Raw genomic sequence first — 14,667 nt, forward strand, 5'->3', positions numbered from 1 at the left:
TCTCCCGGCATGAACCGCGTTGCCAGACCCGACGGTGTCATCACCCGCGGCACGACGGGGATCAACCGTCTGCGTCGCAGTGACCGCTGGCTGACGCACCGACCCCAGGTCGTTGACCTGCTTCGCTGCGCCCCGAACCCCCTGGTCGTCGACCTCGGCTACGGCGCACGCCCCGACACCACCTTCGAACTGGCGTCCCGCTTGCGGACGGTGCGGCCGGACCTGCGTGTCGTCGGCCTCGAGATCGACCCGGACCGTGTGGTCGAGGGGCGTGACGGTGTCAGCTTTGCGCGCGGCGGGTTCGAACTCGCCGGCCTGCAGCCGGTTCTGGTCCGCGCGTTCAACGTCCTGCGTCAGTACCCGGAGGACGCCGTGGCGGGGGCCTGGTCGAAGATCCGGTCGTCACTGGCCCCCGGTGGTCTGCTCGTCGACGGCACGTGCGACGAACTCGGTCGCCGCTGCGCGTGGGTGCTCGTCGACGCGCAGGGCCCGCTGTCGTTGACGCTGGCGTGGGACCCGTTCGACGTCGAGCGGCCCGGCGACGTGGCCGAACGTCTTCCGAAGGCGTTGATCCACCGCAACGTTCCCGGGGAGGGCGTGCACGGACTGCTTCGCTCGGCGGACCGGGCGTGGGCGACGGCGGCACCGCACGCGCCGTTCGGTCCGCGGGTGCGGTGGCGAGCGGCCCTTGACCTGTTGCGCGACGAGGGCATTCCGGTGGAGGTTCCGAGGCGGAGGCTGCGGGACAACGTGCTGACCGTCCCCTGGTCGGTCGTCGCACCCTCCTGAGTTTCGATGGGGCGGTCAGGCCCAGGCCGACAGCGCGCGCCGCACCCGTTGCCGCACACGCGGTGTGCTGCCGTCCGAGCCGGCCTCGAGCTCGTCGCGGTCGAGACGCCCGATCGCGAGACCGTCGCCGACGACCTCGTCGAGCACCCACTGAGAGACGCCACCTTCGGCGAGGTCGAGGACCGTACGCAGCGGGGTGGTGATCCGGAAGGCGCCGGTGTGCTCGGTGTCCCCGGCGCCGAGGTCGTGGTGGTGCACCGCGACGCGGTCGATCCGCAGGTGCGCCTCCTCCGATGCCGTCACGTGCAGAAAGCTCGGATGCAGGTGACCGAGCCCGTGGAGTTCCGCCGCGCTCTGGTGGGAGACGACCGCGCCGTCGAGGCGGACGCAACAGCGCGCCACTTCGTCCAGGTCACCCGACCTCCAGGTAGCGAGCCGGAACAGACCGGGGTCGGGCTGGGACCAACTGCCTGCGACGACGGCGTCCGCCATCTCCTCGGCCGAGTACCCGCAGGACCGCGCCTGCCCGGCGGTGAAGTAGCCGTCCTGAACCCCGGCCCGCTCACGCAGGGCGCGTTCGCGTAGGTCTGACTCACGGGTCTCGTCCATGCGAACAGCGTACGGCCAAAATGTGTTACACGTCACATTCGAGCCGGAGTGGCGGATTCCACACACTTTCTTCGGGTGAGTTCTCAGAAGCGACACAGGAAACTCGGGAAGAATCCGACGAATGGCTTCCACCACGACCGCCCCCACCGCGAGCGCACGACCCAAGCGCAGTCGCGCCCTGATCGTCGCCCTCGTCGTGATCGTCGCGCTCGTCGCCGTCCTGATCGGCGGCGAACTGTACGTTCGCCACAACGTCAAGCAGTGCATGGCGGACCAGTTCGAAAGCCAACTCGGATCTCAGGTCGACGTCGGACTCAGCGCCAAACCGGTGCTGCTGCAGGCGATCGACAAGAGCGTTCCGCACATCACCATCGACAGCGACGACTCCAGCTTCGGACCCGCGAAGGACATGCGCGTCCACGCCAGGGTCAACGACATCGACCTCACCACCAGCGAGACGTCCGGCGGCACCATCGGAAGCTCGACCGCCGACATCGACTGGTCCTCCGACGGGATCGCCGCGACCATCGCGGCTCAACCGTTCGGCACGCTCGTCACCGGCGTCACCACCGACCCGACAGCGGGAACGATCCGGTTCGCACTGCTCGGCAACCTCGCCGAACTGACGGTGCAGCCCACGATCTCGGGCGGTGTCGTGCACGTGGAGACGATCGGTGCGGAACTGTTCGGGCTCGGTCTGCCGACCGACCTGGTCAGCGGCGTCGTCGACATCCTCACCACCAGCCTGCAGACGTTCCCGCTCGGCATGACCGCCCAGTCGCTGACGGTCACGGACAGCGGACTTCAGCTGTCACTGGCCGGCGGCCAGTACACGATGCCCGCTCCCGAACCGGGCGCACAGGCACCGGAGGGCTGCTCGGTTCTGATGTAGTCCGGTCCCGAACACTCCGGTCAGTCGGGGAACCCGTCCAGCACCGCGCGGGTCCCCGACAGACCGAGCCGGGTGGCGCCCGCGTCCAGCATCGCGCGGGCGGCGTCGGAGGTGCGGATGCCGCCGCTCGCCTTGACCCCGAGCCTGCCGCCGACGGTCTGGGCCATCAACCGGACCGCGTCGACCGTGGCACCACCCGCCGGATGGAAGCCGGTGGACGTCTTGACGAAATTCGCGCCGGCGCGCTCCGCGGCCAGGCAGCACTCGACGATCGCCTCGTCGGACAGGGCCGCGGTCTCGAGAATCACCTTGAGCACCGTCGACTCCGCGATGCCCTCCCGCACTGTCAGGATGTCGGCGAGCACCGCGTTGTAGTCACGTGCGACGGCGGCGCCGACATCGATGACCATGTCGACCTCGTCGGCGCCCTGCTGCACCGCCAGCCTCGCCTCGGCACCCTTGACCAGCGAATGGTGCTTGCCGGACGGGAAGCCCGCGACGACGGCGACCCGCAGCCCCGCCGCGCGCAGCGGGAGCATCGACGGGGAGACGCACACGGCGTACACGCCCAGCTCCCGTGCCTCCTCGACCAGTGCGGCGACGTCGGCGGGCGTCGCTTCGGGCTTGAGGAGCGTGTGGTCGACCATCGCGGCGACCGCGGCGCGGGTGAGGGTGTCCGACATCGGTCGAGCTTGGCACAGTGCCCCACCCCGAGAGCGGACAGGGAGTATTGCGGTTGCCGACGCCGCCGACGATTGTCGACACTGGTGCCCATGCTGATTCGCCGCGAACGCCCCGCCGACGTCGACGCCATCGCCGACGTGCACCGCGCTGCCTTCGCCCACGAGACTCCCCCCGGCGCGACCGAACCGGTCGAGGTGGCGCTCGTCGAGGCGCTCCGCCGCTCGGACGCCTGGATCCCCGCCCTGGCGCTGGTCGCCGAGGACACCGCGGGCGCCGTTGTCGGTCACGTGTGCCTGACCCGCGCGACCGTCGGCGGCAGACCCTCGTTGGCACTCGGTCCGATCGGGGTGCTCCCCGGCCGCCAGCACACCGGTGTCGGGTCCGCGCTGATGCACGCGAGCCTCGGTGGCGCGGATGCGCTGGGAGCGACTCTGGTCGCACTGCTCGGCCACCTCGACTACTACCCCCGCTTCGGGTTCGTGCCGGGCGCGTCACTGTCTGTCGATCCGGGAGTTCCGGAGTGGGTCAGCCACTTCCAGGTCCGCCCCCTCGACGCCTACACCTCGGACGTGACCGGCGAGTTCCGGTACGCGCAGCCCTTCTACGACCTGTAGACGGTCCGGCGTCGGGCGCGCTGCGGGTCTACCCTTACGACATGAGCGACTCCGCCCGGGTGGCGGCACAGCAGTCCGACGAACGTGTGGGCGTCACCGACGACAGTGCGGCCGTTGCCGAGCAGCTTGCCGTGGTGTTCGATGCCGGAGCCCGCGAGTTCGACCGGCTGACGCCGACGGTGTGGGGACCTGCTGGGCAGGCGTTGGCGTTCCAGTTGCGGCTGCGCCCCGGGGACACGGTGCTCGACGTGTGCGCAGGCGCAGGCGCCTCGGCGATCCCGGCGGCCGCCGCGGTCGGACCGACCGGCCTCGTCCACGCCGTCGATGTCGCCGACGACCTGCTCGAACTCGGCAGGGTGACCGCCTCCGACCGGGCGCTGCGCAACATCGAGTTCGTCCGCGCCGACGCGACACGGTGGGAGCCACCGAGCAACGTCCCGGGCGGCCGGTACGACGTGCTGTCCTGCTCGTACGGCATCTTCTTCCTGCCGCATCCGAATCACGCCACGGCCCGGCTGCTGCAGCTGCTGCGTCCGGTTGCCCGGGTCGGTATGACGGTGTGGCGGCGCGGCGCCCTCGAGCAGGTCACCCGCGCCTACTTCGACGCCGTCGCGCGGCACGTGCCCGACGCGCCGCGGGCGGGACGCCCGTCGCCGCTGGAACTGTTCGACACCCCGGACGCGTTGCGGGCGTGGCTGTCCCGGTTCGGCGCGGCGTCGGTCGAGGTGAACGAGCTGTCGAACCTGATACCCCTGTCCCCGGAGTTCGCGTGGGACCTGGTGCTCGGCAGCGCGTTGCGGGCGCCGCTGCTGCCGCTGGGCCCCGACGTCGTGGAGGCCGTACGGCTCGACTACCTGTCGCTGCTGACCGAACGGGACGTCGAGGTGGTGGACGCGAGCACCCTGGTCGCGACGGCAATCGTGGTGCGCTGACAACCTCCGACGAGACATTCGTGCGGTCCGAGCTCAGGCCAGCGGCGCACCTGCCAGACTGTCGGGCATGAGTACGCCCTCCCGTGACGACGACCGTCGCTATGTCCTCACCCTCGGTACACCCGATCGGACCGGCATCGTGGCCCGCATCTCGACGTTCCTTGCCGAGGTCGGCGGTTCCATCGTCGAGGCCGCGTACCACGCCGATCAGGACTCGGGCTGGTTCTTCACCCGGCAGGCGGTGCGGGCGTCGTCGATCGATCTGAGCCTGGGCGAACTGCGCGAGCGGTTCGCCGCGGTCGCCTCCGAACTCGGACCGGACACGGAGTGGACGCTGCACGACACCGGCCTGCGCAAGCGGATCGTCCTCCTGGTCAGCAAGGAGGGGCACTGCCTGCACGACCTGCTGGGACGCGTCGCGGGCGGCGAACTGTCGGTGGACGTCGCCGCGGTGATCGGCAACCATCCCGACCTCGAGGAGGTCACCCGCAGGCACGGCATCGACTTCCACTACGTGTCGTTCCCGAAGGACCCCGCCGAGCGCGGTCCCGCGTTCGAGCAGGTCCGCAAGCTCGTCGACGCCCACGATCCGCACGCCGTGGTGCTGGCCCGCTTCATGCAGGTGCTGCCACCGGAACTGTGCGACCACTGGGCAGGCCGGGCGATCAACATCCACCACAGCTTCCTGCCGTCGTTCGTCGGCGCCCGCCCGTACCACCAGGCGTTCATCCGGGGTGTGAAGCTGATCGGCGCCACCTGCCACTACGTGACCGCCGAGCTCGACGCGGGCCCGATCATCGAGCAGGACGTGATCCGCGTCGACCACGCCGACGAGGTACGCGACATGGTGCGTCTCGGCCGCGACATCGAGAAGCTGGTCCTGGCCCGTGGACTCCGCTGGCATCTGGAGGACCGCGTTCTCGTCCACGGACGCAAGACCGTCGTCTTCAGCTGAGCACCTGCAGCGCCCGCGAGTGAATTTCTCCCCAAAGGGGACCCCATCTCATGGGGGTGAAATTCACTCAGAGCGCGCGGAGGCGCCTGATCTCGGCGTTCACCTCGCCCGCGGCCTCGATCGTGCTCATGTGCCCGATCCCGGGCATCCGGATGAGGCGGGCGAGATGGTCGTGGGCGTCGAGTCGGTCGGCCATCCGCACCGCGTGCGACTGCGGCGTGAGCCGGTCCGCGGTCCCGACGACGACGGTGGTCGGCACGGTCAGGTTGTCGAGAGCGTCGCCGACGTCGAGGGTGCTCAGTGCGCGACCCCAGCCTCCGCGGGTGGCGGGCGCACAGTCGCGCACGATGCGGGCGCAGAAGTCGACTTCCTCCCGGCTGGATCCGGGCGCCAACGCGACGTACTGAAGGCCGCGCCGGGTGAACGGCGTCTCGATGAGCGGCATCGTCGACCCGAGGATCGCGCGGGCGACCGGGACCGGCAGGGCGGGAACGCGTTTGGGCAGCGGGATGACGGTGGTCTCGGCGACGAGTCGGTCCGATCCGGTGCTGGCGAGCATCACGGCGGCGACCTTCTCCTGCACGCGCTGCGGGTACTTCAGCGCCCACGACATGATCGACATGCCGCCCATGCTGTGCCCGACGACGACGGCACGGCTGCCACTCGGGACGGTCGCCTCCAGCACCGCGTCGAGGTCGTCGCCGAGCAGTTCGGGGTCGAGCCGGCTCGGTCCGATCGGGCTGCGTCCGTGCCCACGCTGGTCGTAGACGACGACCCGGAACTCGTCGGCCAGGTCGTTGATCTGCGGGTACCAGTAGGCGGTCGAGCACGTCCAGCCGTGGGCGAACACGATCGGCGGCGCCGACGGGTCACCGTACGCGAGCACGTGAATGCGGTGACCGTCCGCCGACACGACGGACAACTCCTCCGGATGTGACATCGGATCCGCGAGAGCAGGGTTCGGCTCGGCGGAGAGTCGTGCCGCGGCCTTGCGGCGACGCACGGCCACTGCGGTGCCCGCGACCGCGGCGAGCGCGGCCGTTCCTACCAGAATGCGTCGTGACGATGGGGACACAGAACAACCTTTCGAGAACTGGAACTGGTGGACGTCAGATGATGTGGGCTCGCCGGAGCAGGACCGTGGACGGGCCTCCGATCAGCCCGATCCCGTCGAGGAATTCGACCGTCTTCGCGCAGCCCTCACGAATCTTGTTGTGGTAGTGCTGGTTCGACGCCGCCGCGGCCCTGGCGCGATGCGGATCAAGTCCGGCGGCCTCGTACACCTTCGGATTGACCAGGCTGGTCACGACTAAGTAGGCCGTGACGCCGAGAGCGAGTCGGATACGCGCGCGGGTGAACGCGGAGATGTTCGCGGCGCGCCTCGTCGCTTCGTCCCGCGCGAACTTGATGTGCCGCGCCTCCTCGGTCACGTGGATCCGGCTGACGGTCCGGGTGATGGGCTGGACACGGTCGTCCTTCATGAAGTCGCGCTGCATCATGTCGAGAATCTCCTCGGCGAACAGCGTGCCGCCGTACGCGAGCGATCCGGTCGCGGTCGCCTTGAACAGGCGCGCGGACTGCCGGATCCACTGCTTCGGCTGATACGACGGAACCCCGAGGCGCGTCGCGGACCTGGCGAACATCGTCGAGTGTCTGCACTCGTCGGCGATCTCGGTGAGCGCGAACTGGAAGTGTGCGGTCGCGGGGTCGTGGGTGTAGACGTCACGGAGCAGCATCTGCATGAGGATCATCTCGAACCAGATTCCGGTGCCCGCGATGCTCGCGGCCTCGTGTGTGGTGAGGGTGATCCGCTGCTCCTCGGTCATCGACTCCCAGAGGTCGGTGCCGTAGAGGCTGCACCATTCGGGGGTCATGCCGTACAGGTCGGACGGTATCGGCGCGTCCCAGTCGATCTCGACGAGCGGGTCGTAGGACTTGCGCGCCGCGGACGCGAGGAGCCGGGACGCGGTGTCCTGACGGGTACCGACGTGAACCTGACGGGACGGGCCTACGTGGCCGATCGACATGGCGACGCTCCTCCCCGAGTGCTTGCGGGTGGGTGCGAACGGGGGTCCGCACCGGGCGATCACCTCAACAATGCGTCGTCCCGATACCTGTTGTCAACGGTATCTGTGACTCGAATTCTCACAAATCGTCACCAGCGGGGACCGCGCTGGACCTCGTCCACCCGGGGACGCACATCCACGAGGTACACGCAGATCGCGACCACCGACACCAAACCGAACAGGGACACGACACTCCTCGCCAGGAACATGATGAGCACGGCGGCGACGAGAATTCCCACCCAGATCGGCTTCGACAGCTTGTCGACCGCTGTGAACGCGTCCGGGCGCTGCCGGACCGCATGGAACAGGGCGAACGCCCCCGCGGCGAGCCCCAGCAGCCACAGCGCGAGGAGGATCAGCCCGGACAGGGTGTAGGCGGTGGTCACGTTTCCATCCTAACGATCGGACGCCGGCGCCCAGCGGAGCCGCGTTTCATACGCTTCGACCCCCGCACGACAATGCCGTGCGGGGGTCGACCCAACCTTGGGACGCGTCAGGCGTCGGTCGACTTCGGGGCGACCTTCTTGGCAGGTGCCTTGGTGGCAGCCGTCTTCGTCGCCGGCTTGGCGGCAGCCTTCGCCGGAGCCGTCTTCGCCGGAGCCGTCTTCGCGGGTGCGGGCTTGGTGGCGGCGGCCTTCACAGGTGCAGCCTTCGCGGCAGCGGGCTTGGCCGGCGCCTGCTTCGCGGCAGCAGGCTTGGCCGGGGTCTTCGGCGCGGCAGCCGCGACCTTGGTCGCCGCGGATTCCGTCGTCGCCTCGGCCTTCTCACCTGCACCGACGAACCGGCTCGCAACCTGCTCGCCCGCATCGGCAACGGCGTCGGAGACCTCGTCTGCAACGTCGCTGATCTTCTCGGCAGCACGGCCCGCAAGCTTCGCGGCCTGCTCACCGACTGCCCGAGTCTGACGTGCCACCGTGCCGAGAGCCTCCTCGGTCAGGTTCGCGGCGTCGCCGAGCACGGACTCGGCGCGATCGATGCCCTCCTCGAGAGCCGGCTGCTTGCGGATCCGCTCGACGGTCTCCTCGCCGCGCTCGGCGAGGGAGGTGTAGATGTCGGCGGCAACCTTCAGGTACGCCTCGGCGACCTTGCGGAGCTCCTCCGACGTGAACTTCTCACGCAGGTCGGCCAGTTCCTCGGGCAGCTCGGCCGGGAGGCCGGCGAGCCGCTCACGCAGCGCCTCGACGCCCTCGGTCAGGTCACCGGTCAGCTTGTCCAGCCGCTCGCGTGCCGCGTCGACCGTGAGGTCGCCGGACAGCTTGTCGAAGCGCTCACGCGCCGCGTCGACGGTGAGGTCGTCACCCGCGGTGGTGGCTCGCTCGCGCACCTGGGCGACGATGTCGGCGACAGCCTGCACGACGACGTCTCCGGCACCGACAGCGGCGTAGATCGGCGTCTTGACGGTGTCGAAACCCTTGAGATCAGTCATGAGATTTCTCCTGTTTCCTCGGGTTGAATGTCCGTTCCCGGCGCGTTCTCACGTCGGAAGGATTCGTAGATTTCGAGGAGCACCTGTTTCTGGCGCTCCGTGAGAGAGGTGTCGGCGAGCAGCGCGTCACGCACCGGCCCGGACGGCCGCTCCTCGAGCAGTCCGGCCCGCATGTACAGCACCTCCGACGACATGCGGAGGCCCTTGGCGATCTGGCCGAGCACTTCGGCGGACGGCTTGCGAAGCCCACGCTCGATCTGGCTGAGGTACGGATTGCTGACCCCGGCCAGTTTCGAGAGTTGGCGCAGCGACACCTGCGCGGCTTCACGCTGCGACTTGATGAAGCTGCCGATGTCCTGCGCGGCGTTCGTGACCACCCGGGCCGCAACGTCGCCGGCACTGTCGCCGGTCGACCGGGTGTCGTCGGTCACTGTGGCCGCCTCTCTTCCCTGTGTGCGCCTTCCACGCTACGACAGGGTGCTAGCTGTTGCAAGCACTCTGCTAGCAGTTGAGGCGCGGATCACCCGAACAGCAGGTTCGACACCGTGTAGATCGCCAGCCCCGCGAGCGCACCGACGACGGTGCCGTTGATCCTGATGAACTGCAGGTCACGTCCGACCTGCAGTTCGATCTTGCGGCTCGCCTCCTCCGCATCCCAGCGCGCAACGGTCTCGGTGATGATTCCGGTGATCTCGCCGCGATAGTTGGCGCTGACGTAGCGCGCGGCGGTGTCCAGCCAGCCGTCCACCTTCGCGCGCAACTCGGCGTCGTCGCGCATCCGCTCCCCCAGCCGGATCACGGTGTCGCGGGTCTTCGCACGCAACGCGCTGTTCGGGTCGTCCGCCGACTCGAGGATCATCCGCTTGGCGACCTTCCACGCCGCCTCGGCGGCTCCGGTCACCTCCTTGCGTCCCATCAGCTCCGTCTTGACCTTCTCCGCCTTCGCCATCGTCGCGGGGTCGTGCTGCAGGTCGTGGGCGAACTCGATCAGGAACCGGTTCGCGGCCTGACGGACCTCGTGGTCCGGGTTCGAGCGGACCTTCCATGTGAAGTCGACGAGTTCCTTGTGGATCCGCTCGCCGAGCAATAGGTCGACGAACTTCGGCGACCACGACGGGCTGTCCCGGTCGATGATCCGATCGATCGTCTCCTGGCTGCCCAGCGCCCACTGGTGCGCCCGCTCGGCCAGCATGTCCAGCAGCGGCAGCTGACGGTTCTCCGCCAGCAGTTCGGCCAGCACCTTGCCGATCGGCGGCCCCCACGCGGGCTCCGCTATGCGGCGCACGATCGTGTTGTCGATGATCTGCTGCACGTCCTCGTCACGCAGCACGCCGACGAACCCGCGCAGCAATGTCGCCGTCTCCGCCGCCACCCGCTCGGCGTGCGCGGGCTCGGCAAGCCACGTTCCCAGCCGCAGCGGCACCTGCGCGGCCTGCACCTTCTGCGACACCACGTCGGGTGCGAGGAAGTTCTCCCCCACGAAACTGCCGAGGCTGGACCCGAGCTGGTCCTTCTTCCTCTTGATGATCGCCGTGTGTGGGATCCGCAGCCCCAACGGGTGCCGGAACAGCGCCGTCACCGCGAACCAGTCGGCCAGCGCACCGACCATCGCCGCCTCCGACGCGGCCCGCACGTAGCCGACCCAGTCCCCCGCGCCGCGGGATTCCTGCCACCGACAGAACAGATAGACGACCGTCGCGAACACGAGAAAGCCTGTCGCGATGGCCTTCATCCGGCGCAAATCACGCCGTTTGTCGGCGTCGTCGACACCCAGCAACTGCATCACCTGCTCAATTGTGCCGAACTCCGACGCGGCACCGGCGCCGCAACTCACCGACGCGGACGGCCGCGACACCGGGGATGGCGACAACCAGCAGGTCCGTCGGCCGTAAACTGGCCTGAACATCGATCGGAACGGATGTGGCAACAACAGTGCCGAAGAAGACAACACCCGACCTCGACACAACCGAGGTCGTAGACGTCGGCGCCACCACGCCTGGCGCCAAGCCCGAGAAGACCGACGGCCGCAAGCGCCGGTGGCGGGAACACAAGATCGCACGCCGCGAGGAACTGGTGGACGGCACCCTCGCCGCGATCCGGGTCCGGGGACGCGACGTGGGCATGGACGAGATCGCATCCGAGATCGGCGTGTCGAAGACCGTGCTGTACCGGTACTTCAACGACAAGAGCGACCTCACCAGCGCCACCATGACCCGATGGGTGGAGACGGTGCTCGCGCCGCGGATGTACGCGGCGATCGGCGCCGACATGGACGAGTACGAGCTGGTCCGGGTCGCGATCACCGCCTACGTGGAGACGGTGTCCGAGGACACCGAGGTCTACCTGTACGTGATGGCCAACAGCTCGGGCGCCAACCGCGACGTGGTCGCCGAATCGGAACGCATGATCGCCGAGGCGCTCTCCGCGGTCCTGGGCGTCAAGCTCCGCCAGATGGAGATGGACTCGGGTGGCGCCCTGCCGTGGGCATACGGAATCGTCGGCGCGGTGCAGCTGGCCACCCACTGGTGGATCTCGAACCGGTCGATGACGTCGAACGACCTGATCGACTACCTGACGATGATGACGTGGGGAGGCGTGACCGGGATCGCCGCGGTCGCCGGCTCCCCGGCCCGGTTCAAGTCGATGCCGCACCCCCTGCTCTCCGACCGGCCGGAAGCGTTGTAGTTCCACCGGCACGGCGCCTGCGCATGGGAGAGTCACGACCATGAGCACGAGTGAGGGCTGGCGGATCCCCGCGGTGGAGGCACTGCGCGTCACCGAGGCGACACGCGTCGCCGACCTGAACACCAACGGCACGCCCGGTTTCGACGGCGACAAAGCCCTCGGCGCCCGCTTGCTCGAGCAACGCGGGGCCGTGTTGTCCGGGCTGCAGGAAATGCTGTTCGCGGGTGCCCGCACCACCGACGAGCACCGGTCGGTGCTGCTGATCCTGCAGGGCATGGACACCGCGGGCAAGGGTGGCGTGGTCCGGCACGTGATCGGCCACGTCGATCCGCAGGGCGTCGACCACGCCTCGTTCGGTGTGCCCACGCCCGAGGAGAAGCGTCACCACTACCTGTGGCGAATTCGCCGGGAACTGCCCAGGAAGGGCCAACTCGGAGTCTTCGACCGCTCACACTACGAAGACGTCCTCGTCGTCCGTGTGCACGATCTGGTCCCCCGCACCGAGTGGGAGACACGCTACGACGAGATCAACGCGTTCGAACGTGACCTCGTCGAGTCCGGGACCACTGTGGTCAAGGTGGCGATGTTCGTCTCGCTCGACGAGCAGAAGGCGCGCCTCGCCGAGCGACTCGACCGCCCGGACAAGTACTGGAAGTACCACCCCTCGGACGTCACCGAACGCGGCTACTGGCCGAAGTATCAGGAGGCGTATCAGGCGATGCTCGACCGCACGTCGACAGAGCACGCGCCCTGGTTCGTCATCCCCTCCGACCGCAAGTGGTTCAGCCGGCTGGCCGTGACGGAACTGCTGATCGACGCGCTCGAACGACTCGACCTGTCGTGGCCACCCGCCGACTTCGACATCGAGGCGGAGAAACTGCGCTTGGCGCGATCCTGACCGGCGGCGCTTCGCGGGGAGTCGGGACGTTCAGGGCTTGACCGGCCAGGCGGTGCCACCGGGCAACGGGAAACGAGGCGTGTGCCTGCGCTGACGGTGGTCGTGCCGCACGGTTCCGCCGACCAGGGCGAGAGCGAGCGTCACGGCGATCATGAACGTCACCGCAGCCACGACCGCCCACCCCGCGAAGCCGGACGCCGCCGCGACGATGGCCAAGGCGAACGCGATGACGGCCAGGAGACCGAGCGTGTAGCCGATCCACTCGGCGAACAGATGAAGCTTCATGTGCACTCCTCCTCGGTAGAGGAAACGGCTCTGGATTCCGACGCTACGCCCGGCGAACGGCAGGCGACAAGGGCGATCATCTCCATCCGACGGCCTCGGGTTGCTGGGTGAACTTCCCGACCAACGCGGTGCAGAAGCTGTGGAGATCGGCCGTGCCGCGGCTGGTCACGAGGTTGCGGTCGACGACGACCTTCTCGTTCACGTAGGTGCCGCCCGCGTTGACGATGTCGGTCCGCAGGCTCGGCCAACTGGTGAGAGTGCGGCCCGACACCGCACCCGCCTCGATCAGCAGCCAGGGGCCGTGGCCGATCGCCGCGACCGGTTTGCCGATGTGCATCGCGTGCCGCACGAACGCGACCGCGTGGTCGTCCGTTCGCAACCGGTCCGGCCCGAGAGCACCGCCGGGCAGGATCAATCCGTCGTAACTGTCGAGATCTGCTCGCCCGACGAGCAGGTCGACGGGGAACCGATCCTCAGCGTCGACGTCGCCGCGGTACGCCTGGATCTCGCCGAGTGCGATGGACAGCAGTTCCGTGCTGCCACCCGCCGCCTCGACCGCGCGTCGCGGCTCGACCAGTTCATCCTGTTCCACACCGTCGGCGGCAAGGAATGCCACCCGATGTCCGTCCAGTTGACCGCGCATCGTCTCGACCCCTCACCAGACGTGATCTGCGTCACTTTCATTATGCGCCCCCGCGCGTGGTCGACGAGTCGCGGTTTCCCGTCGACCACACGGCGGCGAGTTGCGTCCGAACAGTCGCGTGGGCGGGCGTGTCAGAAGGTGGCCGCGTCGATGACGAAGCGGTAGCGCACGTCGCTGCGCAGCACCCGGTCGTATGCCTCGTTGATCCGATCGGCGGAGATCAGTTCGATCTCGGAGACGATGCCGTGCTCCGCGCAGAAGTCGAGCATCTCCTGGGTTTCGCGCAGGCCCCCGACATTGGAGCCTGCGAGGCTGCGACGGTTACCCGCCAGCGAGAACGCGCGGACGGAGATCGGCTTCTCGGGGAGGCCGAGGAGGACGAGAGTGCCGTTGAGCGCGAGCGTCCCCAGGTAGGCGTCGAGATCGAGGTTGACCGACACCGTGTTGAGGATCAGGTCGAATCGGCTGCGCAGTTCCTTGAACACCGCGGGGTCCGCGGTCGCGTGGTAGTGATCGGCGCCGAACCGCAGGCCGTCCTCCTGCTTGGACAGCGACTGGCTGAGCACTGTGACCTCGGCACCCATCGCGTGCGCGATCTTGACGCCGACGTGCCCGAGTCCGCCCATGCCGACGATGGCGACCTTCTTGCCGGGACCCGCGTTCCAGTGCCGCAGCGGCGAGTAGAGGGTGATGCCCGCGCACAGCAGCGGAGTGGCGGCGGCGAGGTCGAGCGAGTCCGGGATGGAGACGACGAAGCCCTCGGTGACGACGATGTGGGTGGAGTAGCCGCCCTGGGTGACCTTTCCGTCCTTGCCGACGGAGTTGTAGGTGGCGGTGACGCGGTTGGCGCAGTACTGCTCCTCCCCTGCCTCGCAGGGTGCGCAGGTTCCGCAGGAGTCGACGAAGCAGCCGACGCCGACGCGGTCGCCGACCTTGTGCCGGGTCACGTCGGGCCCGACCTCGGTGACGAAGCCGGCGATCTCGTGACCGGGCACCACGGGATAGCGGGTTCCGCCCCACTCGTTGCGGGCGGTGTGGATGTCGGAGTGACAGATCCCGGCGTACTTGATCTCGATGAGGACGTCGAGCGGACCCAGGTCCCGACGCTCGATGGTGGTCTTCTCCAGCGGTGCGTCGGCGGAGTTCGCGGCATACGCGGAAACGGTGAGCATGCCCCTATGTGTAGCGC

18 protein-coding genes are annotated in these 14,667 nt (G+C 68.6%); 7 read left to right on the plus strand and 11 right to left on the minus strand.

The genetic code is table 11. The annotated features are described in order from the left end of the window. Positions 1-9 precede the first annotated feature (9 nt). Positions 10-789, plus strand: a complete 780-nt coding sequence (locus FFS72_RS09315; protein WP_137873659.1) for a class I SAM-dependent methyltransferase — start codon at positions 10-12, stop codon at positions 787-789. 15 nt (positions 790-804) lie between these two features. Here FFS72_RS09315 and FFS72_RS09320 read toward each other — a convergent pair whose 3' ends face one another. Continuing rightward, on the minus strand, positions 805-1,398 hold the full coding sequence (locus FFS72_RS09320) for a type IV toxin-antitoxin system AbiEi family antitoxin domain-containing protein (RefSeq protein ID WP_137873660.1): 594 nt from the start codon (positions 1,396-1,398) through the stop codon (positions 805-807). A 121-nt stretch (positions 1,399-1,519) separates the two neighbouring features. Between FFS72_RS09320 and FFS72_RS09325 the strand changes: the two genes are divergently transcribed. Next, positions 1,520-2,290, plus strand: coding sequence for an LmeA family phospholipid-binding protein (locus FFS72_RS09325; RefSeq protein ID WP_050065559.1), 771 nt, complete (start codon positions 1,520-1,522; stop codon positions 2,288-2,290). Between the two features lie 20 nt (positions 2,291-2,310). Here the strand turns inward: FFS72_RS09325 and deoC are convergent, their stop codons facing one another. After that, positions 2,311-2,973 carry a deoxyribose-phosphate aldolase gene (gene deoC, locus FFS72_RS09330; RefSeq protein WP_137873661.1) on the minus strand — a complete coding sequence of 221 codons (663 nt, stop codon included), beginning with the start codon at positions 2,971-2,973 and terminating at the stop codon, positions 2,311-2,313. Positions 2,974-3,063: 90 nt separating this feature from the next. Between deoC and FFS72_RS09335 the strand changes: the two genes are divergently transcribed. The 3 genes from FFS72_RS09335 to purU all read left to right on the plus strand — a co-directional run bounded on the left by FFS72_RS09335 (position 3,064) and on the right by purU (position 5,475). Then, a complete protein-coding gene (locus FFS72_RS09335) occupies positions 3,064-3,588 on the plus strand; it encodes a GNAT family N-acetyltransferase (RefSeq protein WP_137873662.1) in 525 nt (174 codons plus the stop codon). A gap of 41 nt (positions 3,589-3,629) precedes the next feature. Continuing rightward, positions 3,630-4,520, plus strand: coding sequence for a class I SAM-dependent methyltransferase (locus FFS72_RS09340; protein WP_137873663.1), 891 nt, complete (start codon positions 3,630-3,632; stop codon positions 4,518-4,520). Positions 4,521-4,587: 67 nt separating this feature from the next. Continuing rightward, positions 4,588-5,475, plus strand: a complete 888-nt coding sequence (gene purU / locus FFS72_RS09345) for a formyltetrahydrofolate deformylase (RefSeq protein ID WP_137873664.1) — start codon at positions 4,588-4,590, stop codon at positions 5,473-5,475. 67 nt (positions 5,476-5,542) lie between these two features. On the opposite strand, the gene FFS72_RS09350 is transcribed toward purU, so the two are convergent. The 6 genes from FFS72_RS09350 to FFS72_RS09375 all read right to left on the minus strand — a co-directional run bounded on the left by FFS72_RS09350 (position 5,543) and on the right by FFS72_RS09375 (position 10,750). Continuing rightward, positions 5,543-6,550 carry an alpha/beta fold hydrolase gene (locus FFS72_RS09350; protein ID WP_171018608.1) on the minus strand — a complete coding sequence of 336 codons (1,008 nt, stop codon included), beginning with the start codon at positions 6,548-6,550 and terminating at the stop codon, positions 5,543-5,545. Between the two features lie 34 nt (positions 6,551-6,584). Next, the gene (locus FFS72_RS09355; protein ID WP_137873665.1) at positions 6,585-7,502 is read right to left on the minus strand and encodes an AurF N-oxygenase family protein; all 918 of its coding nucleotides are present in this window, start codon (positions 7,500-7,502) and stop codon (positions 6,585-6,587) included. Between the two features lie 128 nt (positions 7,503-7,630). Then, entirely contained in the window at positions 7,631-7,927 is a 297-nt protein-coding gene (locus tag FFS72_RS09360) for a DUF2516 family protein (RefSeq protein WP_137873666.1), read from the minus strand. A 107-nt stretch (positions 7,928-8,034) separates the two neighbouring features. After that, positions 8,035-8,967 carry a heparin-binding hemagglutinin gene (locus FFS72_RS09365; RefSeq protein ID WP_137873667.1) on the minus strand — a complete coding sequence of 311 codons (933 nt, stop codon included), beginning with the start codon at positions 8,965-8,967 and terminating at the stop codon, positions 8,035-8,037. Continuing rightward, positions 8,964-9,398, minus strand: coding sequence for a helix-turn-helix domain-containing protein (locus FFS72_RS09370; protein WP_137873668.1), 435 nt, complete (start codon positions 9,396-9,398; stop codon positions 8,964-8,966). The genes FFS72_RS09365 and FFS72_RS09370 overlap by 4 nt, the downstream gene beginning before the upstream one ends. An 89-nt stretch (positions 9,399-9,487) precedes the next feature. Beyond that, complete coding sequence (locus FFS72_RS09375) at positions 9,488-10,750, minus strand: DUF445 domain-containing protein (protein ID WP_137873727.1); 1,263 nt, start codon at positions 10,748-10,750, stop codon at positions 9,488-9,490. Between the two features lie 137 nt (positions 10,751-10,887). On the opposite strand from FFS72_RS09375, the gene FFS72_RS09380 reads away from it, so the two are divergent. Continuing rightward, positions 10,888-11,652 carry a TetR/AcrR family transcriptional regulator gene (locus FFS72_RS09380; RefSeq protein WP_249353208.1) on the plus strand — a complete coding sequence of 255 codons (765 nt, stop codon included), beginning with the start codon at positions 10,888-10,890 and terminating at the stop codon, positions 11,650-11,652. 40 nt (positions 11,653-11,692) lie between these two features. Then, entirely contained in the window at positions 11,693-12,550 is an 858-nt protein-coding gene (locus tag FFS72_RS09385) for a polyphosphate kinase 2 family protein (protein ID WP_137873669.1), read from the plus strand. A 30-nt stretch (positions 12,551-12,580) separates the two neighbouring features. Here the strand turns inward: FFS72_RS09385 and FFS72_RS09390 are convergent, their stop codons facing one another. From FFS72_RS09390 to FFS72_RS09400, 3 genes are all read right to left on the minus strand, one after another. Continuing rightward, positions 12,581-12,835, minus strand: coding sequence for a hypothetical protein (locus FFS72_RS09390; RefSeq protein ID WP_137873670.1), 255 nt, complete (start codon positions 12,833-12,835; stop codon positions 12,581-12,583). A 76-nt stretch (positions 12,836-12,911) separates the two neighbouring features. Further along, positions 12,912-13,478 (minus strand): type 1 glutamine amidotransferase domain-containing protein, encoded by a 567-nt coding sequence (locus FFS72_RS09395; protein WP_137873671.1) that lies wholly within the window; start codon positions 13,476-13,478, stop codon positions 12,912-12,914. 131 nt (positions 13,479-13,609) lie between these two features. Beyond that, positions 13,610-14,650 carry an NAD(P)-dependent alcohol dehydrogenase gene (locus FFS72_RS09400; RefSeq protein WP_137873672.1) on the minus strand — a complete coding sequence of 347 codons (1,041 nt, stop codon included), beginning with the start codon at positions 14,648-14,650 and terminating at the stop codon, positions 13,610-13,612. Positions 14,651-14,667 lie beyond the last annotated feature (17 nt).

Source organism: Rhodococcus sp. Q, assembly GCF_005503035.1.
GTDB lineage: Bacteria > Actinomycetota > Actinomycetes > Mycobacteriales > Mycobacteriaceae > Rhodococcus_G.